The organism is Enterobacter sp. 61D5, assembly GCF_034107965.1.
GTDB lineage: Bacteria > Pseudomonadota > Gammaproteobacteria > Enterobacterales > Enterobacteriaceae > Enterobacter > Enterobacter cloacae_M.
On record NZ_JAWNFK010000024.1, the window covers coordinates 93,952 to 111,739 of the forward strand.

At 55.4% G+C, this 17,788-nt stretch carries 18 protein-coding genes; 8 read left to right on the forward strand and 10 right to left on the reverse strand.

Going from position 1 to position 17,788, the window contains the following annotated elements; all coding sequences use genetic code 11:
- Entirely contained in the window at positions 1-951 is a 951-nt protein-coding gene (locus tag UTM25_RS20000) for a family 43 glycosylhydrolase (RefSeq protein ID WP_194400733.1), read from the forward strand.
- 18 nt (positions 952-969) lie between these two features.
- On the opposite strand, the gene ampE is transcribed toward UTM25_RS20000, so the two are convergent.
- The gene (gene ampE, locus UTM25_RS20005; RefSeq protein WP_194400735.1) at positions 970-1,824 is read right to left on the reverse strand and encodes a beta-lactamase regulator AmpE; all 855 of its coding nucleotides are present in this window, start codon (positions 1,822-1,824) and stop codon (positions 970-972) included.
- A gap of 9 nt (positions 1,825-1,833) precedes the next feature.
- Positions 1,834-2,385, reverse strand: a complete 552-nt coding sequence (gene ampD, locus UTM25_RS20010) for a 1,6-anhydro-N-acetylmuramyl-L-alanine amidase AmpD (RefSeq protein WP_194400737.1) — start codon at positions 2,383-2,385, stop codon at positions 1,834-1,836.
- Between the two features lie 87 nt (positions 2,386-2,472).
- Here ampD and nadC point away from each other — a divergent pair, with 87 nt between their 5' ends.
- From nadC to hofC, 4 genes are all read left to right on the forward strand, one after another.
- Entirely contained in the window at positions 2,473-3,366 is an 894-nt protein-coding gene (gene nadC, locus UTM25_RS20015; RefSeq protein WP_038417651.1) for a carboxylating nicotinate-nucleotide diphosphorylase, read from the forward strand.
- Positions 3,367-3,540: 174 nt separating this feature from the next.
- Positions 3,541-3,978 (forward strand): prepilin peptidase-dependent pilin, encoded by a 438-nt coding sequence (ppdD, locus tag UTM25_RS20020; RefSeq protein ID WP_047060126.1) that lies wholly within the window; start codon positions 3,541-3,543, stop codon positions 3,976-3,978.
- Between the two features lie 10 nt (positions 3,979-3,988).
- Positions 3,989-5,371: a type II secretion system protein GspE gene (gspE, locus tag UTM25_RS20025; RefSeq protein WP_194400739.1), complete on the forward strand. Its 1,383-nt coding sequence runs from the start codon at positions 3,989-3,991 to the stop codon at positions 5,369-5,371.
- Positions 5,361-6,545 (forward strand): protein transport protein HofC, encoded by a 1,185-nt coding sequence (hofC, locus tag UTM25_RS20030; RefSeq protein ID WP_194400741.1) that lies wholly within the window; start codon positions 5,361-5,363, stop codon positions 6,543-6,545. The genes gspE and hofC overlap by 11 nt, the downstream gene beginning before the upstream one ends.
- A 43-nt stretch (positions 6,546-6,588) precedes the next feature.
- Here the strand turns inward: hofC and UTM25_RS20035 are convergent, their stop codons facing one another.
- A complete protein-coding gene (locus UTM25_RS20035) occupies positions 6,589-7,632 on the reverse strand; it encodes a GMP reductase (RefSeq protein WP_320715246.1) in 1,044 nt (347 codons plus the stop codon).
- Between the two features lie 228 nt (positions 7,633-7,860).
- Between UTM25_RS20035 and coaE the strand changes: the two genes are divergently transcribed.
- The 3 genes from coaE to yacG are packed head-to-tail and all read left to right on the forward strand — an operon-like array spanning position 7,861 to position 9,428.
- Positions 7,861-8,481: a dephospho-CoA kinase gene (coaE, locus tag UTM25_RS20040; protein ID WP_194400745.1), complete on the forward strand. Its 621-nt coding sequence runs from the start codon at positions 7,861-7,863 to the stop codon at positions 8,479-8,481.
- Positions 8,481-9,224: a cell division protein ZapD gene (gene zapD, locus UTM25_RS20045; protein WP_058840538.1), complete on the forward strand. Its 744-nt coding sequence runs from the start codon at positions 8,481-8,483 to the stop codon at positions 9,222-9,224. Before coaE ends, zapD begins: the two co-directional genes overlap by 1 nt.
- Before the next feature lie 9 nt (positions 9,225-9,233).
- Positions 9,234-9,428, forward strand: a complete 195-nt coding sequence (yacG, locus tag UTM25_RS20050; RefSeq protein ID WP_045401034.1) for a DNA gyrase inhibitor YacG — start codon at positions 9,234-9,236, stop codon at positions 9,426-9,428.
- Positions 9,429-9,462: 34 nt separating this feature from the next.
- Here the strand turns inward: yacG and mutT are convergent, their stop codons facing one another.
- The 7 genes from mutT to ftsQ all read right to left on the reverse strand — a co-directional run bounded on the left by mutT (position 9,463) and on the right by ftsQ (position 17,788).
- Entirely contained in the window at positions 9,463-9,855 is a 393-nt protein-coding gene (gene mutT / locus UTM25_RS20055) for an 8-oxo-dGTP diphosphatase MutT (protein WP_023310403.1), read from the reverse strand.
- Between the two features lie 57 nt (positions 9,856-9,912).
- Positions 9,913-12,618, reverse strand: a complete 2,706-nt coding sequence (secA, locus tag UTM25_RS20060; RefSeq protein WP_023310402.1) for a preprotein translocase subunit SecA — start codon at positions 12,616-12,618, stop codon at positions 9,913-9,915.
- 58 nt (positions 12,619-12,676) lie between these two features.
- Positions 12,677-13,180, reverse strand: coding sequence for a secA translation cis-regulator SecM (gene secM, locus UTM25_RS20065; RefSeq protein ID WP_194400748.1), 504 nt, complete (start codon positions 13,178-13,180; stop codon positions 12,677-12,679).
- A 278-nt stretch (positions 13,181-13,458) separates the two neighbouring features.
- Entirely contained in the window at positions 13,459-14,376 is a 918-nt protein-coding gene (gene lpxC, locus UTM25_RS20070) for a UDP-3-O-acyl-N-acetylglucosamine deacetylase (RefSeq protein ID WP_008501977.1), read from the reverse strand.
- A 101-nt stretch (positions 14,377-14,477) separates the two neighbouring features.
- Positions 14,478-15,629 carry a cell division protein FtsZ gene (gene ftsZ, locus UTM25_RS20075; protein ID WP_008501978.1) on the reverse strand — a complete coding sequence of 384 codons (1,152 nt, stop codon included), beginning with the start codon at positions 15,627-15,629 and terminating at the stop codon, positions 14,478-14,480.
- A 63-nt stretch (positions 15,630-15,692) separates the two neighbouring features.
- Entirely contained in the window at positions 15,693-16,949 is a 1,257-nt protein-coding gene (gene ftsA, locus UTM25_RS20080; protein ID WP_023334508.1) for a cell division protein FtsA, read from the reverse strand.
- Entirely contained in the window at positions 16,946-17,788 is an 843-nt protein-coding gene (gene ftsQ / locus UTM25_RS20085) for a cell division protein FtsQ (protein ID WP_023310399.1), read from the reverse strand. Before ftsQ ends, ftsA begins: the two co-directional genes overlap by 4 nt.

Here is a 17,788-nt window from a genome sequence, read left to right on the forward strand (position 1 = left end):
ATGCAAACCTGGCCAAACCCGTTTATTGAACAACGCGCCGATCCGTACATTTTACGCCACGAGGGGCAGTACTATTTTATCGCCTCCGTGCCGGAGTACGACAGGCTGGCGATCCGCCGCGCAGAGTCTCTGGAAGGCTTACGTAATGCCGAAGAAGTGGTGGTCTGGCGCAAGCCCGACACCGGCCCGATGAGCCAGCTGATCTGGGCGCCGGAACTGCATCACATTGACGGGAAGTGGTACATCTATTTTGCTGCGACGCACACCCAGGCGCTCGACGCGCTCGGAATGTTCCAGCACCGTATGTTCGCCATTGAATGTGCCGACGGCGATCCGCTCGCCGGCACGTGGGTGGAGAAAGGGCAAATCAAAACGCCTTTCGAGACCTTCGCTCTGGACGCCACCACCTTTGTTCATCAGGAGAAACGCTGGTATCTGTGGGCGCAAAAAGCGCCGGACATCACCGGCAACTCCAATCTTTATCTCTGTGAAATGGAGAACCCGTGGACGCTGAAAGGCGAGCCGGTGATGCTCAGCAAGCCGGAGTATGACTGGGAGCGTCGCGGTTTTTGGGTCAACGAAGGCCCGGCGGTACTGGTTCACGGCAATAAGCTGTTTATCAGCTTTTCCGCCAGCGCTACCGACGAGAACTACTGCATGGGGTTACTGTGGATAGACCTGAATGCCGATCCGCAAAACCCGGCAAACTGGCACAAATCCCCGCGTCCGGTGTTCGTTACCAGCTATGAGAACCGCCAGTTCGGCCCAGGCCACAACAGCTTTACGCAAACGCAGGAAGGGGAAGATGTGCTGGTGTATCACGCGCGTAATTACACCGAAATTGAGGGCGACCCGCTGTACGATCCGAATCGTCATACCCGCCTGAAGCTCGTCCGCTGGAATGAAAACGGGATGCCTGATTTCGGCATCCCGCCCGCGGATACGCTGTAGTCTTTGCGGCGCGCTGGCCTACACCAGCGTGCCGTAAATAGTCAGCAGCGCCACGATAACTACCACCACAAACGACGTTTTCTTCGCCATGGAGACAGCGGCTTTCGGCGTTTCAATCTTGTCGGTATGCGGCTCACGCGCCAGCGAGAACTGCGCCAGACGCGTTAGCACCTGGTACTGCGACGTATGGCGGTCGGCAAGCGAGGCGAACCATGCGGGCAGCGCTTTTTCACCGTGACCAATTAACGCGTACACCACGCCCACCAGACGCACCGGAAGCCAGTCGAGCACGTGCAGGATGGCATCGATGCCGGACAGCAAACGTTCGTGCGGCGTCAGATAGCGGGCAAGCCAGGTCTGCCAGGCGCGCAGGAACGCATATCCCATCAGCAGTACCGGCCCCAGCGGGCCGCCCACTACAAACCAGAACAGCGGCGCAAGATAGTAACGGAAGTTAATCCACAGCAGCGCGTTTTGCAGCTCGCGCAGGAATTCGCGCTCGTCGCAGTCCGGCGGCACGCCGTGGATCATCGTCAGCTCGCTCGCCATGGCACCTCGCGCGTGGGCATCATCGCGGGAGGCGGCCTTCAGGTATGCGTGATAGTGCAAACGCACCTTGCCCGCGCCAATGCACAGCACGCCGAGCAGGATCCACACCACCAGCAGCGGCACGTTGAAAAAGAGTCCGTACAGTGAGCGCAGGAGCAGGAACGTAATGACCATTACTCCTGCCATCATCAGCAGCGTGCGCAGCATGGAAAAATGTTTGATACGGCGGAATAACACCTCCAGCCGGTGATCCAGATGCCAGTGCTCGCCGAGCTTGAACAGGCGTTCAGCGATGATAACCAGCAGCATGGTAAACAACGTCATGGTATCTCCTTATTCTGACGACGCGGTGAGCATGGCGCGAAACCGGGGCCAGTCAAAGGCCGGGCCGGGATCGGTTTTTCTCTCCGGGGCAATATCACTGTGTCCCGTGATATTGTCGGCGATAGCCGGGTAGAGTCCGATAAGCGTGCGGGTCACTGCCGCTAGCTGCTGATACTGTGAATCGGTGTAGGGCGTAGTATCCGTGCCTTCCAGTTCGATCCCGATAGAAAAATCGTTGCACCTTTCGCGCCCGTGATACATCGACACGCCGGCATGCCAGGCGCGCTTATCAAAGGGAACATACTGAACCACTTCACCATCGCGACGAATCAGGCAGTGAGCCGATACGCGCAGAAGTGCAATTTCAGCAAAGAAGGGATGAGCATCGGGATCAATCGTTCCCGTGAATAACGCATCGATCCACGGGCCGCCAAATTCACCCGGCGGGAGACTAATATTATGAACCACCAGCAGTGTGGGCTTTTCATCCTCCGGGCGGCAATCGTGGTGCGGCGAGGGCACGTGCCGCGCATCCACCAGCCATCCGTTTTCTAACAACATGCTGGAACTCCTTCTGTATGGTGCAATGACTCGGTTCAGAGTAGCATGTTTCAATATTATGATTCGTTACCAATTTGGAGTTTTATCATGCCGCCTCGCCGCTACAACCCCGACCACCGACGTGAAGCGCTTCTGGAACGTATTAATATGGATATTCCGGCAAGCGTCTCCCATGCTTTGAAAGAAGATCTGGGCGGTGACGTTAACGCTGATAAGGATATTACCGCACAATTGTTGCCAAAAGAGACGCGCTCGCACGCGGTCATTATCACCCGTGAAGAGGGCGTTTTTTGCGGCAAGCGTTGGGTTGAAGAGGTCTTTACCCAGCTGGCGGGTGATGATGTGCAGATTATCTGGCACGTTGAAGACGGCGATGCAATTACGGCAAACCAGCCGCTGTTTGAACTGGACGGTCCTTCCCGCGTCTTGCTGACCGGCGAACGTACCGCGCTCAATTTTGTACAAACGCTCTCTGGCGTGGCCAGTGAAGTGCGTCGCTACGTTGACCTGCTGGCCGGTACCCGCACCCAGCTGCTGGATACCCGCAAAACGCTGCCGGGCCTGCGCACCGCGCTGAAGTATGCGGTGCTCTGCGGCGGCGGCGCTAACCATCGCCTGGGCTTATCCGACGCCTTCCTGATTAAAGAGAACCACATTATTGCCTCTGGCTCCGTGCGTCAGGCGGTGGAGAAAGCCTTCTGGCTGCACCCGGATGTGCCTGTCGAGGTAGAAGTCGAAAGCCTGGAAGAGCTGGAGCAGGCGATTAAGGCCGGGGCCGATATCATCATGCTCGATAACTTCGAAACAGAGCAGATGCGCGAGGCGGTAAAACTGACTAACGGCCGGGCCCAGCTGGAAGTGTCCGGGAACGTCACTTTCGAAACGATCCGTGAATTCGCCGAAACCGGCGTGGATTACATCTCCGTCGGCGCGTTGACCAAACACGTTCGCGCCCTCGACCTCTCAATGCGCTTCAAATAACGCATTCTCCCCTCTCCGGGTGGAGAGGGGAATTTCAGCCCCGCTCGCAGATCCGCTGTTCTGCCCTGCAACACTGAAAAAATTCTCTGAAGCCCCCTTCCCGTTCCCTTTTCTGCCTCTCGTTTCTGCTCTTTCCCGCTGACAAAGTAGCGCCACTTTGCATAAGGAGCAGATATGAACAGACAACAAGGATTCACACTCATTGAGCTGATGGTGGTCATTGGCATCATTGCGATTCTGAGCGCCATCGGCGTTCCCGCCTATCAGAACTACCTGCGCAAGGCGGCGCTGACCGATATGCTGCAAACCTTCGTTCCCTACCGCACGGCCATTGAGCTTTGCGCGCTGGATCACGGTGGCGTGGAGAGCTGCGACGCCGGCAGTAACGGTATTCCTTCCCCCACCACGACACGCTACGTTTCAGGAATGAGCGTGGCAAAAGGGACCGTGACCTTAACAGGACAGGAGAGTCTTAACGGGTTGACGGTAACCATGACGCCACGGTGGAGCGACGGCAACGGTATGACGGGCTGGACGCGCGACTGCAATATCAGCGCGGACAGCGCCCTGAAACAGGCCTGCGAAGACGTTTTCCGCTTCGACAATAACTGAGGAGCGGATAATGAATACCGATCAACTCGTGGCGCTTTGTCAGCGCCATCACGCTCTGCTGCTTACCAGCGACAGTGACATGGTCAGCATCGCCGTCGCGGGCAGCCCCGCGGCTGAACTCATGGAAGCGCTGCGCTTCGCGACCCAGAAACGGATTGATATTGAGTGCTGGAGCGCTGAGCGCATGGAAAAACATCGGCAGCTAACGTCACAATCGCATCTGCCCGTCGTTTCGCAAACACACTCGACGGTGGATATCCTCAACCACACGCTGCAGCAGGCAATCAGCCAGCGCGCCTCCGACATTCATATCGAACCGATGGAGCACGCATGCCAGATCCGTTTACGCATCGACGGGGTTCTTTGCCCCCAGCCTCCACTGTCCGCCTCGCTGGCCAGCCTGTTCAGCGCTCGTTTAAAGGTGCTGGGTAATCTGGATATTGCAGAACGTCGTTTACCTCAGGACGGTCAGTTTACGATTGAGCTGGCAAACGCGCCGGTCTCGTTTCGGATCGCAACGCTTCCCTGCAGCGGTGGCGAGAAAATTGTGCTGCGTCTGCTGCATCAGGTTCAGCAGGCTCTTGAGCCGAAAGCGCTTGGTATGAGCGCAGAACAACTGGCCTGTTTTAATGAGATCCTCCACCAGCCGCAGGGGCTGATTCTGGTCACCGGCCCTACCGGCAGCGGCAAAACCGTGACGCTGTACAGCGCGCTGCAGGCGCGTAACACCCCCGACGTCAACATCTGTAGCGTGGAGGATCCCATTGAGATCCCCCTTGCGGGATTAAACCAGACGCAGATTAATCCCCGGGCGGGTTTAACATTCCAGAGCGTGCTGAGGGCGTTGCTGCGTCAGGATCCAGACATCATTATGGTCGGCGAAATCCGTGACGGCGAAACGGCAGAAATTGCCATTAATGCCGCTCAGACCGGTCATCTGGTGCTGTCAACGCTGCACACCAACTCGACGACGGAAACCCTGATTCGCCTGGAGCAGATGGGCGTCGCGCGCTGGATGATATCTTCCGCGCTGTCGATGGTGATTGCCCAGCGGCTGGTCCGTCGTCTGTGTCCGCACTGTCGCCGGGAAGCCAGCGAGCATGCTGAATTACCGCGCGCCGTATGGTCCAGACCGCTTCCACGCTGGCAGCCCACCGGCTGCGATCGCTGTTATCACGGTTTTTATGGCCGCGTGGCCATTTTTGAAGTACTGGCGATCGACAATGCCCTGCGTCAGGCCATTGCCAGCGGGGCGGGAATCGAAGTGATAGAGGCGAGTGCCCGGCAGGCGGGAATGATTTCTCTTTTTGAGCACGGCTGCATGGCCGTCGAACAAGGGCTGACCACGATCGAAGAGCTGGTGCGCGTGCTGGGAATGCCGGATGGCTGCTAATCAGCTCTGGCGCTGGCGAGCGCTCACCAAAGAAGGAGAACCCCGAAGCGGGACACTCTGGGCGACAGACCGCACTGCCGCCTTCACCAGGCTGATGCGTAGCGATCTCCATCCTCTGGCGCTGACCCGATGCGCTCAGCGGCACCGCTGGCTGCCGCATCACTGCTGCGAGATGTTTCGCCAGCTCGCAACGCTTCTGCAGGCGGGGCTGACGTTGTCCCACAGCCTGCAGATGTTGGCAGAGCAACATCCGTTAAAACCGTGGCAGGCGCTGCTGCAAAGCATTGCCGATGAGCTCAGTGAGGGATCCCCCTTTTCTGAGTCGCTAAAAAAGTGGCCAGCGGTGTTTAGCCCACTGCATGTCTCTATGGTGAAAACCGGTGAGCTCACAGGGAAACTGGAGGAGTGCTGCCGCCAGCTCGCGCAGCAGCAAAAAGCGCAGCAGCAGCTCAGAGAGAAGGTGAAAAAGGCCCTGCGCTATCCGGCGATCGTCCTGACGCTGGCCGTACTCGTGGTGCTGGCGATGGTCATTCTGGTCTTGCCCGAGTTTGCCGCGATCTACAAAACGTTTAACACGCCGCTCCCGACGCTGACGCAAATGGTCATGGGGATGGCCGCATTTATTCAGTCCTATGCGCTCGCGTTGTTCGTCGCGTTATTAACGCCCTTAGCCGCCGCCTGGGCACTGCGGCACAACCCTCGCTGGCAGCGCATGCTGATGCACATGCCCGTGATGGGCGCGCTGGCAAAAGGCCAAAAACTGGGACACATCTTTACCGTGCTGTCACTCACGCAGCAGGCAGGTATCCCCTTTTTACAGGGTCTGGAGAGCGCAGAGGAGACCGTTGAAAGTTGTTACTGGCGGGGGATACTCCACAGCGTTCGGGAGGACATTGAAAAAGGTCTCCCCGTCTGGTCATCCTTTCAGAAAGCGGCTATCTTTACCCCGCTGTGTATTCAGCTTTTACGAACCGGTGAAATGTCAGGTGCGCTGGACATCATGCTGGCAAATCTCGCCCGGCACCACACGGAACAGACCTTTCAACGGGCAGATAATCTGGCGGCACTTCTCGAGCCAGTGCTTCTGATTGTGACAGGGGTCATCATCGGCACGCTGGTAGTGGCAATGTATCTGCCGATTTTCCATCTGGGGGATGCGATGAGCGCGGGGTAGTGCTGAACAGCGCTGGCGCACGGGAATGCGCCAGCAGAAGCCATTACAGGCTATTGAATACGCGGTTTTCCTGTTCCTGAACGCGAATAAACGTCGTACGTTTCGTCAGCTCTTTCAGGCGGGATGCCCCAACGTAGGTGCAGGCCGAGCGCAGGCCGCCAAGGATATCGCGCGCGGTGTATTCAACCGGGCCACGCAGAGGCAGCTTCACGGTTTTGCCTTCTGCCGCACGGTATTTTGCCACGCCACCGACGTGACGGGTCATCGCGGATTCAGAACTCATGCCGTAGAACAGCATAAATTTCTCGCCGTTCTCTTCAACAACGGTACCCCCGCTCTCTTCGTGGCCTGCCAGCATACCGCCGAGCATCACGAAGTCGGCGCCGCCGCCGAAGGCTTTCGCAACGTCGCCCGGCATGGTACAGCCGCCATCGCTGATGATCTGACCGCCCAGACCGTGCGCCGCATCGGCACATTCAATGACTGCAGAGAGCTGCGGATAACCGACGCCGGTTTTGACGCGGGTCGTGCACACAGAGCCCGGGCCAATACCCACTTTCACGATATCTGCACCGGAAAGGATCAGCTCTTCACACATTTCACCGGTCACCACGTTGCCCGCGATGATGGTTTTCGTCGGCCAGGCCTCACGCGCCTTGCTGACGAACTGCACGAAGTGCTCGGAGTAACCGTTCGCCACGTCAATACAAACGAAGTTGAGCGCCGGGTTAGCGTTCAGGATTTGTTTGGTCTTCTCGAAATCCGCATCGGAGGTCCCGGTAGAAACCATCACATGTTTCACCACGTCAGCAGACGCGGACGCAACAAACGCATTCCACTCTTCAGGGCTGTAATGTTTGTGCACGGCGGTAAGAATGTCGAACTGTGCCAGGGCGGATGCCATCTCAAAGGTTCCCACAGTATCCATGTTGGCGGCGATGATCGGCACGCCAGACCAAGTCTGACCGGAATGCTTAAAGGTGAATTGACGTTCGAGTTCAACGTCTGAGCGACTTTTCAGTGTAGAGCGTTTAGGGCGGATAAGAACGTCTTTGAAACCTAACTTCAGATCTTCTTCGATACGCATGTGCGGATTCCTGGGGTTAGAGGCAAATATGTTAAAAGCACAACTCCAGTGACGCTATCATACGCACTAATACCTGCTCCGCAAGACTGCGAAATTCTCTTTTTTTACGCTACAATCCTATAAATTTACCTGGTAAAAAGCCGGTAAACAGGACCAAACAGTTGCTGGCGCACCTAAGAGTTTTAATCAACTGATTTTAATAATGAATAATTCCCAGGATTTGAATTGATGGGGTATATCGTCGCATTAACCGGCGGCATCGGTAGTGGCAAAAGTACCGTTGCGGACGCGTTCTCTCGTTTGGGTATCACGATTATTGATGCCGATATCATTGCCCGCCAGGTGGTAGAGCCCAATACACCCGCGCTAAAGGTCATCGCAGAACATCTTGGTCAGGCAGTCATCAATGCCGATGGCACACTGAATCGCCGTCAGCTTCGCGAATGCATTTTTTCTGATTCTGCAGAAAAAGCCTGGCTTAATGCCCTGCTCCACCCCATCATCCACCAGGAAACTCAGCGTCAGATAGCCGCAGCCCGATCGCCCTATGTCCTGTGGGTGGTTCCGCTACTGGTTGAAAATCAGCTGCAGAAGAAAGCCGATCGTGTGCTGGTGATTGATGTCGCTCCCGAAACGCAAATCCAGAGGACCATGGCGCGCGATCGCGTCTCGCGGGAGCATGCTGAACAAATTCTTGCCGCTCAGGCTACGCGCGCTCAGCGCCTTGCCGTGGCGGATGATGTTATTGATAATAACGGCGCACCAGATGCCATTGCATCGGATGTTGCCCGTCTGCACGCGCAGTATCTGACGTTCGCCGCGCAGGCCGCTGCACAGGAAAAACCATAATGTCGACACACATCCTTTTTGAGCATCCGCTCAACGAAAAAATGCGCACCTGGCTGCGCATCGAATTCCTTATTCAACAACTTTCACAACATCTGCCTGTTAATGATCATGCCACGGCGTTGCACTTCTTCCGCAACGTAGGCGATCTGCTGGATGTGATTGAACGCGGCGATGTCCGCACAGAATTACTCAAAGAGCTGGAACGCCAGCAGCGTAAATTGCAGGCATGGACAGAGGTCCCCGGCGTAGATCAGAGCCGTATCGACGCGCTCCGCCAGCAGTTGAAAAGCAGTAGCGCCGTCCTGATGGCCGCGCCGCGCGTCGGGCAGTTTTTGCGTGAAGACCGCCTGATTGGACTGGTGCGCCAGCGTCTGAGCATTCCTGGCGGCTGCTGCAGCTTCGACCTGCCGACGCTGCATATGTGGCTACATATGCCACAGGCGCAGCGTGACGCGCAGGTGAACAGCTGGCTGGCAAGCCTGGAGCCAATGAACCAGACGCTGTCGCTGATCCTCGATCTAATCCGTAACTCTGCGCCGTTCCGCAAGCAAACCAGCCTGAATGGTTTCTTCCAGGATAATGGTGATGATGCCGATCTTCTGCGTCTCAACCTGTCTCTCGGCGAACAGCTTTACCCACAGATTTCCGGGCATAAGAGCCGCTTTGCGATTCGCTTTATGCCGCTGGACAGTGAAAATGGCACCGTGCCGGAACGTCTCGATTTTGAACTGGCCTGTTGTTAAGGAGTACCGATGTCTGATGTCACCACCGTAAGCTGCCCAACCTGTGGCAAAACCGTTGTCTGGGGCGAAGTCAGTCCGTTCCGCCCATTCTGCTGCAAGCGCTGTCAGCTCATTGACCTGGGCGAATGGGCGGCGGAAGAGAAACGCATTCCAAGCAAAGGCGATCTCTCGGACAGCGATGACTGGAGCGAAACCCAGCAGTAATCTGTAAAGCCTGCTGGCGCTTCGCTCAGCAGGCCTACGGTTGTGCGACTAACCGCAGGATCACGGGCTCATTAGCTGGCGGGAATTTTTCTGCATCACTTGCCTGAAGTTCCACCCAGTTACCCGGCTGTCCCTCTTTTCCCCAGGGTTCACCTTCCCAGTTTTCCACCAGCCAGAACCACAGCGTGATGTGCCTGTCAGGAAACTGGTACTCAAGCTTATCAAACAGCGTTGCGCCAAGCGGCGTGATCCCCACCTCTTCCTGAAGCTCCCGAACCAGCGCCTCTTCCGGCGTTTCACCTGACTCGATTTTACCGCCCGGAAACTCCCACTTGTTCGCCATATGGGCGTCGGCAGCGCGCTGGGTGATAAAGATTTGGTTTTGCGGGTTGCGAATAATCCCGACGGCAATTTGCAGTATTTTCATATTGTCACTTCCATAAAAAAGGCGCAGATATCTGCGCCTTTTTGTTTTTTTATGAACTTAGCTCAGACGGCCGTGGCACGCCTTGTACTTTTTACCGGAACCACACGGGCACGGATCGTTACGACCCACTTTACGATCGCCGGTCTGTGCGGCAATCGCCGCTGCGGCTTCGCTGTCGTCGGTCTGATGACTCAGCTGCTGCATTTGTGCCAGACGCTCGGCTTCTTCACGACGCTGCTGCTCCATCGCTTCCACTTCTTCCGGCATACGCACCTGAACCTTGCTCAGGGTGCTGATCACTTCGTACTTCAGTGACTCCAGCATAGAGGCAAACATGGAGAAGGATTCACGCTTGTATTCCTGCTTCGGATCTTTCTGCGCATAGCCACGCAGGTGGATACCCTGACGCAGGTAGTCCATCGCCGCCAGGTGCTCTTTCCACAAGGAGTCCAGCGTCTGCAGCATCACGCCTTTTTCGAAGTGACGCATCATTTCAGCGCCAACAACCTCTTCCTTACGCTTGTAGACGTCCAGCGCGGTTTCAAAGATACGTTCGCGCAGGGTCTCTTCGTGCAGCTCAGGCTCTTTATCCAGCCACTCTTTGATTGGCAGATCGAGGTCAAAGTCATTTTTCAGACGTTCCTGCAGGCCTTCGATATCCCACATCTCTTCCAGAGACTGCGGTGGAATATGCGCGTCGATGGTGGCTTTAAACACATCTTCACGAATGCTGTTGATGGTTTCGCTCACGTCGGACACGTCCAGCAGTTCGTTACGCTGGGTGTAGATCGCGCGACGCTGATCGTTAGCCACATCATCATATTCCAGCAGCTGCTTACGAATATCAAAGTTGCGGCTTTCCACTTTACGCTGTGCGTTAGCGATCGCTTTAGTCACCCACGGGTGCTCAATGGCTTCGCCTGGCTTCATCCCCAGCTTACGCATCATGCCGGACACGCGGTCGGAGGCGAAAATACGCATCAGCGCATCTTCCATAGACAGGTAGAAGCGGGATGAACCGGCATCACCCTGACGACCCGCACGGCCACGCAGCTGGTTATCGATACGACGAGATTCATGACGCTCAGTACCGATGATGTGCAGACCGCCTGAAGCCAGAACGGCGTCATGACGAACCTGCCAGTCGGCTTTGATCTGCGCAATCTGTTCTGGCGTTGGGTTTTCCAGCTCCGCCACTTCAGCCTGCCAGCTACCGCCCAGCATAATATCGGTACCACGACCCGCCATGTTGGTGGCGATGGTTACGGCAGCCGGATAACCCGCCTGCGCAACAATGTCCGCTTCTTTGGCGTGGAATTTGGCGTTCAGAACGTTGTGTTTGATACCCGCTTTAGTCAGCTCGTGAGAAACCACTTCGGATTTCTCGATGGAGATGGTCCCCACCAGAACCGGCTGACCATTCGCAGTACGGTCGCGAATATCTTCGATGATCGCCTGAATTTTTTCCGCTTCGGTCATGTACACCAAGTCCGGCATATCCTTACGAATCATCGGACGGTTGGTTGGAACAACCACGGTATCCAGCTTGTAGATAGAGCTGAATTCAAACGCTTCGGTATCAGCAGTACCGGTCATCCCAGCCAGCTTCTCGTACAGACGGAAGTAGTTCTGGAAGGTGATAGACGCCAGCGTCTGGTTTTCATTCTGAATATCCACACCTTCTTTGGCTTCCACAGCCTGGTGCAGACCGTCAGACCAGCGACGTCCCTGCATGGTACGGCCGGTGTGTTCATCGACAATGATCACTTCGCCGTCTTTAACGATGTAATCGACGTCGCGGGTGAACAGCGCGTGGGCGCGCAGTGCAGCGGTCACGTGGTGCATCAGCATGATGTTGCTCGGAGAGTACAGGGACTCGCCCTCTTCCATAATGCCTTCAGCTACCAGCAGCTCTTCAATTTTAACCAGACCACGTTCGGTCAGGTTCACCTGGCGCGCCTTTTCATCTACGGAGAAGTGACCTTCACCCTGGAAGGTATCCGAGTCCTCTTTCTCCTGGCGCAGCAGGTGTGGAATGATTTTGTCGACCTTACGGTACATCTCGGAGCTGTCTTCAGCCGGGCCGGAGATGATCAGCGGAGTACGCGCTTCATCGATCAGGATGGAGTCAACCTCATCCACCAGTGCATAGTGCAGCTTACGCTGTACGCGCTCTTCCGGGCTGAACGCCATGTTGTCACGCAGGTAGTCGAAGCCGTATTCGTTGTTGGTGCCGTAGGTGATGTCCGCGTTATACGCTTCGCGCTTGGCTGGAGCAGGCAGGCCGGACATGTTGATACCGACGGTCATACCGAGGAATTCGAACAGTGGACGGTTGTTTTCGGCGTCACGCTGCGCCAGATAGTCGTTGACGGTAACCACGTGAACGCCTTTACCGGTCAGCGCGTTCAGGTAAGCCGGCAGCGTTGCGGTCAGGGTTTTACCTTCACCGGTACGCATTTCCGCAATGCAGCGCTCGTTGAGCACCATACCACCCAGCAGCTGGACGTCGAAGTGACGCATGCCGAATACGCGCTTACTCGCTTCGCGCACGACAGCAAACGCTTCCGGGATCAGGCTTTCTAAGGTTTCGCCTTTTTCAAGACGCGCGCGGAATTCAGCCGTTTTCGCTTTCAGCTCGTCATCAGAGAGCTTCTCCATCGCCGGTTCCATACCGTTGATGACGGCAACAGCTTTACGCATACGGCGCAGGGTACGATCGTTACGACTACCAAAAACTTTAGTTAACAATTTGATTAGCATAATAAATTCTCAAACGCCCCAGTGTGGGCAGATAAATTAAGGTATTGAAAAAGTTAATTTAGCTGAGGCGTTGCGGCCCGGCGCGAATGCCGTGAGCCTGGCTAATCCAGGTTGAAACAGAGAATGAAGCAGGTGAAACAAACGCACGCTGCGTTGTCTGACGAACCATGACCGGCGGCTGGCTGTCCTGCGTAAGCAGCGCGCTGAGCGTGTCCAGCAGGGCAAGATGCTGAGCCTGCACCGGCAGCGCCTCTTCCGCAACAGGCATGGCCTGCGGTGCCATCGCGAAGGACAGATGGCGGATAACCGTGCGGATAGCGTGCTGGTGCCAGTAATCGACGGAGAAGTTTGGACGGCGACTGGCTTCAAGCCACGCAAGGTTGGTGAAGTTAACCCGCGTGTTGAGATCGTGTTTGGTGGTGGAGGTTTTTGCGGGCGTCGCCGCTTCGGCACTGTTGCTGAGCGCAGGCAAGCCGAAACTCGCCGCGACCATCCCTAATAAGAGATGCGGCCAGAAGTAACGTCTGCCAAATTGTCGCCAGCGCGTCAGTATTCCGCTCACCTGCTCCACCCAATAAGCCAGCCTTGCAGAGGCTGAGTTCAGTTATTCTTTTTAGCGCCCAGATAGTACCACTAAAGCCAATATACATCAGCAGGAATGAGGTGCCGCCGCGGGTAAAAACGGTCAAGAATGCAGCTAACGCACACATTTTCTGCGTAAGACAAACGAGAGATAACGCTGGGCAAACAAAGAGGGATAAAAATAAAAACGACTGGTCTTCCTGGTCGGAGAGAGTACCAGGTTAACCAGTCGAGTTTTTTACGAAACGGGGTGAACCGTTACGCCAGAACCATGCTTGGTGCTTTGAAAGCCAGCGGCAGTTCAGCTTCGTCTTCGAAGGTCACATATTCCCAGGCTTCCTGTTTTGCCAGGACGGCCTGCAACAGTTTGTTGTTCAGCGCATGACCGGATTTGAACGCGGTAAATGCACCAATGATGTTGTGACCACACATGAACAGGTCGCCGATAGCATCCAGCATTTTGTGACGAACGAATTCATCTTCGAAACGCAGGCCGTCTTCGTTCAGTACGCGATAATCGTCAACAACGATGGCACAATCGAAGCTGCCGCCCAGGCACAGGCCGCGGGACTGCAGATATTCGATATCACGCATGAAGCCAAATGTACGGGCTCGGCTGATCTGGCGCATAAACGCATCAGCAGAGAAGTTCATCGCATAGCGTTGAGTGCTGGAATCAATCGCCGGATGGTTAAAGTCGATGGTAAAGTCCAACGAGAAACCATTGTACGGTTTGAATTCAGCCCACTTGTCGCCATCTTCGACGCGAACGGTCTCTTTGATGCGTACAAATTTCTTCGCGCAGTTCAGTTCTTCGATGCCGGCATCCAGCAACAGATAGACGAACGGTGCAGCACTGCCATCCATAATCGGGATTTCTGGCGCATCGACTTCAACAATAATGTTATCGATACCCAGACCCGCCAGGGCGGCGTTCAGGTGCTCTACGGTAGAAATCCGCACGTCATGCTCGTTCACCAGACAAGTACAGAGCATAGTATCACGCACAGATTTGGCATCGGCCGGAAAATCTACCGGTGGATTCAAGTCGGTGCGACGATAGATGACCCCGGTATTGGCCGGCGCAGGGCGTAACGTCAGCGTGACTTTCTTGCCGGTATGTAAACCGACACCAGTCGCCTGAACGATACGTTTAAGTGTCCTTTGTTTGATCATCGTATAATCTCGCCAAATTAACTATCCAACCGAGAGTGTATATCACTAACGGTGGGCCAGTTTAGCACAAAGAGCGCAAATCCCCAAATTCCAGCCAATTCTTAGTCAGCTTGCTTACGCAGGAACGCCGGGATATCCAGATAATCTGGCTCTTTCGCCGTTTGCGGCGTTGGGTCGTTCACCACTTTCGCGGCCGGTTTCTGCTCCTGAGTCAGAGGAGACATACCGTGCTGCTGGTAACGATCCATTACCGGTTGCTGAGTCTGCTTGTTGGTCACTAAGGTGATCTCAGGACGCTTGTCCATACCGATACCGGTCGCAACAACGGTAACACGCAGCTCGTCGTTCATTTCAGGGTCAAGGGAAGTACCGATTACCACGGTAGCGTTGTCAGAGGCGAACGCACGGATGGTGTTACCCACGGTTTCGAACTCATCCAGACGCAGGTCAAAGCCAGCGGTAATGTTGACCAGCACGCCGCGCGCACCAGACAGATCGATATCTTCCAGCAGTGGAGAAGAGATAGCCATTTCAGCCGCTTCTTCTGCACGGTCTTCACCACTCGCCACGCCAGAGCCCATCATCGCGTAGCCCATTTCGGACATCACGGTGCGAACGTCTGCAAAGTCAACGTTCATCAGGCCAGGACGGGTAATCAGTTCAGCGATACCCTGAACCGCGCCTTTCAGCACGTCGTTTGCTGCACCGAATGCGTCCAGCAGGGAAATACCGCGACCCAGAACTTTCAACAGTTTGTCGTTAGGGATGGTGATCAGCGAGTCCACATGCTTGGACAGCTCGGTGATACCCTGCTCCGCGAAGGCCATACGCTTCTTGCCTTCAAAGTTGAAAGGCTTGGTCACGACAGCAACGGTCAGGATACCTAAATCTTTTGCCACTTCAGCCACAACAGGTGCTGCGCCGGTACCGGTACCGCCACCCATACCTGCTGCGATGAAGACCATGTCCGCACCTTCCAGTGCAGCGCGCAGCGCTTCACGATCTTCTTCAGCCGCATTGCGACCGACTTCCGGGTTAGCCCCTGCTCCCAGCCCTTTGGTGATACCACCGCCGATCTGGATAGTCTGGCCTACAGCCGTCTTACGCAGTGCCTGCGCATCGGTGTTAACTGCGAAGAATTCAACACCTTCAATGCGTTCACGCACCATATGCTCTACGGCGTTACCGCCGCCGCCACCGACGCCGATGACTTTAATCACCGCGTCGTTGGTCAGTTCCATAGGTTCAAACATAATTTCTCTCTCCGTTGTGCCTGTCGCCCGAGACCGCTAATTCTCTCCGGTCTCTTAAAAAAATTAAAACTCTTTTCGCAACCAGTTGTTCAGTCGTTTGACCCACGACCCCACTGAGACGCGTTTTTCCACTTCTGCTTCACCACTGAGATGAGATTCCTTCCCGTAGTGGAGCAGGCCCACAGCCGTTGAATAATACGGCTCCTGAGCATAATCCGTTAAACCGGTGATATTCAGCGGCGCACCAATACGCACCTGCGTATGGAACACCCGCTGAGCACAGGCCGCAAGACCTTCAATTTGCGCTGCACCGCCGGTTAATACAATCCCCGCCGCAAGATGATGTTTAACACCCTGCTGACGAAGCTGTTCCTGTAACTGTAAAATCTCTTCGTTGACCAGGTTGAGCAGCTCGGTATAGCGCGGCTCAATGACCTCTGCCAACGTCTGGCGCTGCAGGCTACGCGGTGGACGACCACCGACGCTCGGCACTTCAACGCTCTCATCTTTGCCAACGATAGATCCCAGCGCACAGCCATGGCGCACTTTAATCGCTTCTGCATCGCTCGGCGGCGTACCAAAAGCGTAAGCAATATCGCTGGTTACAACGTTCCCGGCATAAGGGATCACTTTCGTGTGGCGCAACGCACCGCCGGTATACACGGCGATATCCATTGTACCACCACCAATATCGACCACACAGACACCCAGTTCACGTTCATCTTCGGTCAGTACGGAATAACTTGCCGCCAGACCCGCGAAAATAAGTTGGTCAACTTTCAGGCCACAACGTTCAACGGCTTTTACAATGTTCTTCGCCATATCGTTGTGACATGTGATCAGGTGCACTTTTGCCTGCATACGTACGCCAGAAAGACCGACCGGGTTCTTGATCCCTTCCTGGTAGTCAATCGCATATTCCTGCGGAATGACATGCAGCACGCGATGCTCGTCGCGGACACGCACGGATTTCGCCGTGTGCACGACGTTTTCAACGTCTTCCTGTGTCACTTCTTCTTCGGAAATCGGCACCATACCGATTTCGTTCTGGCAGCTAATGTGTTTGCCAGAAAGGGCCAGATAGACAGAAGAAATCTGGCAATCTGCCATCAGTTCAGCCTGATCGATGGCGCGCTGAACGCATTTCACCACCGATTCAAGATCGTTTACCCCACCTTTATCCATACCACGGGACGGGCAACTGCCTACGCCAATGATATTGACCATACCGTCGGGCAGAACTTCCCCTACTAAAGCGGCAACCTTCGCGGTGCCAATCTCCAGTCCAACTACCAGTTTTCTGTCCGTCGCCTTGATCATTGTTGTTCTGCCTGTACCTGTGCCTGATTCTGTTGCTGATTAGGTTCCTCGACCGGAGCCGGTACCCAACCGACTGCTGCGCCTGAGTCATAGCGCAAATCAACGTAGCTTATCCGTTTGCCGTCAGTCTGTGCCTGCTGCTGTAAAACCGGGTAAAGTTCGACAAAACGCGCCAGACGCTTCATTGTGTCGCCGCGTCCCAGGTTGAGCTTAATGCCGTTTGTTAACGTCAGCTGCCAGGAACGGCGCGCCGTCATGGCTGCATCTTTTAACGTAAACCTGTCCTTCGCCAGCACCTGACCCATTTCGCGAAAACCCTGTAATACTTCGTTTTCGCTACCTTCCGGGCCATACAACATCGGTAAATTTTGCTTGTTGACACGATCGGCCGGGACGCTGAAGGAATTTCCGTCTGCGTCAACCATGTGCTGATCATTCCAACGCGCAATGGGCACATATTCAACCAGATGAATCTTCAATTCATCAGGCCATTGCTTTCTTACGCTCGCCTGTTTTATCCATGGCAGACGTTCTATCTGGCTCTGGATAATATTGACGTCCTGCGTCATAAAGGTGCCAGGTGAGCCCAGCGCCAGTATTGACTGGCGAATATCGTCGTTACGCGTGTAGTGACGCTCACCGGTGACCACCAGCTTAGAAAGCGGCAACCGCTGTGCATCTTCCATCCAGCCCAGGACCATCCAGCCGCTGATAAACACGGTGCACAGCACCCCCAGCAGGAAAATGATGCCTGCAAGACGCGTTCCATTACTGCGGCGTGAAGAGGCGTATTCGTCCTCGTCATCGCGGTTGCGCGTGTTCAATGCAGCCTGAGACAT

What these genes read in the sequence shown, in the direction of transcription:
- UTM25_RS20000 (WP_194400733.1), top strand. Translation starts at nt 1, where the DNA reads ATGCAAACCTGGCCAAACCCGTTTATTGAACAACGCGCCGATCCGTAC.
- ampE (WP_194400735.1), bottom strand. Translation starts at nt 1,824, where the DNA reads ATGACGTTGTTTACCATGCTGCTGGTTATCATCGCTGAACGCCTGTTC.
- ampD (WP_194400737.1), bottom strand. Translation starts at nt 2,385, where the DNA reads ATGTTGTTAGAAAACGGATGGCTGGTGGATGCGCGGCACGTGCCCTCG.
- nadC (WP_038417651.1), top strand. Translation starts at nt 2,473, where the DNA reads ATGCCGCCTCGCCGCTACAACCCCGACCACCGACGTGAAGCGCTTCTG.
- ppdD (WP_047060126.1), top strand. Translation starts at nt 3,541, where the DNA reads ATGAACAGACAACAAGGATTCACACTCATTGAGCTGATGGTGGTCATT.
- gspE (WP_194400739.1), top strand. Translation starts at nt 3,989, where the DNA reads ATGAATACCGATCAACTCGTGGCGCTTTGTCAGCGCCATCACGCTCTG.
- hofC (WP_194400741.1), top strand. Translation starts at nt 5,361, where the DNA reads ATGGCTGCTAATCAGCTCTGGCGCTGGCGAGCGCTCACCAAAGAAGGA.
- UTM25_RS20035 (WP_320715246.1), bottom strand. Translation starts at nt 7,632, where the DNA reads ATGCGTATCGAAGAAGATCTGAAGTTAGGTTTCAAAGACGTTCTTATC.
- coaE (WP_194400745.1), top strand. Translation starts at nt 7,861, where the DNA reads ATGGGGTATATCGTCGCATTAACCGGCGGCATCGGTAGTGGCAAAAGT.
- zapD (WP_058840538.1), top strand. Translation starts at nt 8,481, where the DNA reads ATGTCGACACACATCCTTTTTGAGCATCCGCTCAACGAAAAAATGCGC.
- yacG (WP_045401034.1), top strand. Translation starts at nt 9,234, where the DNA reads ATGTCTGATGTCACCACCGTAAGCTGCCCAACCTGTGGCAAAACCGTT.
- mutT (WP_023310403.1), bottom strand. Translation starts at nt 9,855, where the DNA reads ATGAAAATACTGCAAATTGCCGTCGGGATTATTCGCAACCCGCAAAAC.
- secA (WP_023310402.1), bottom strand. Translation starts at nt 12,618, where the DNA reads ATGCTAATCAAATTGTTAACTAAAGTTTTTGGTAGTCGTAACGATCGT.
- lpxC (WP_008501977.1), bottom strand. Translation starts at nt 14,376, where the DNA reads ATGATCAAACAAAGGACACTTAAACGTATCGTTCAGGCGACTGGTGTC.
- ftsZ (WP_008501978.1), bottom strand. Translation starts at nt 15,629, where the DNA reads ATGTTTGAACCTATGGAACTGACCAACGACGCGGTGATTAAAGTCATC.
- ftsA (WP_023334508.1), bottom strand. Translation starts at nt 16,949, where the DNA reads ATGATCAAGGCGACGGACAGAAAACTGGTAGTTGGACTGGAGATTGGC.
- ftsQ (WP_023310399.1), bottom strand. Translation starts at nt 17,788, where the DNA reads ATGTCTCAGGCTGCATTGAACACGCGCAACCGCGATGACGAGGACGAA.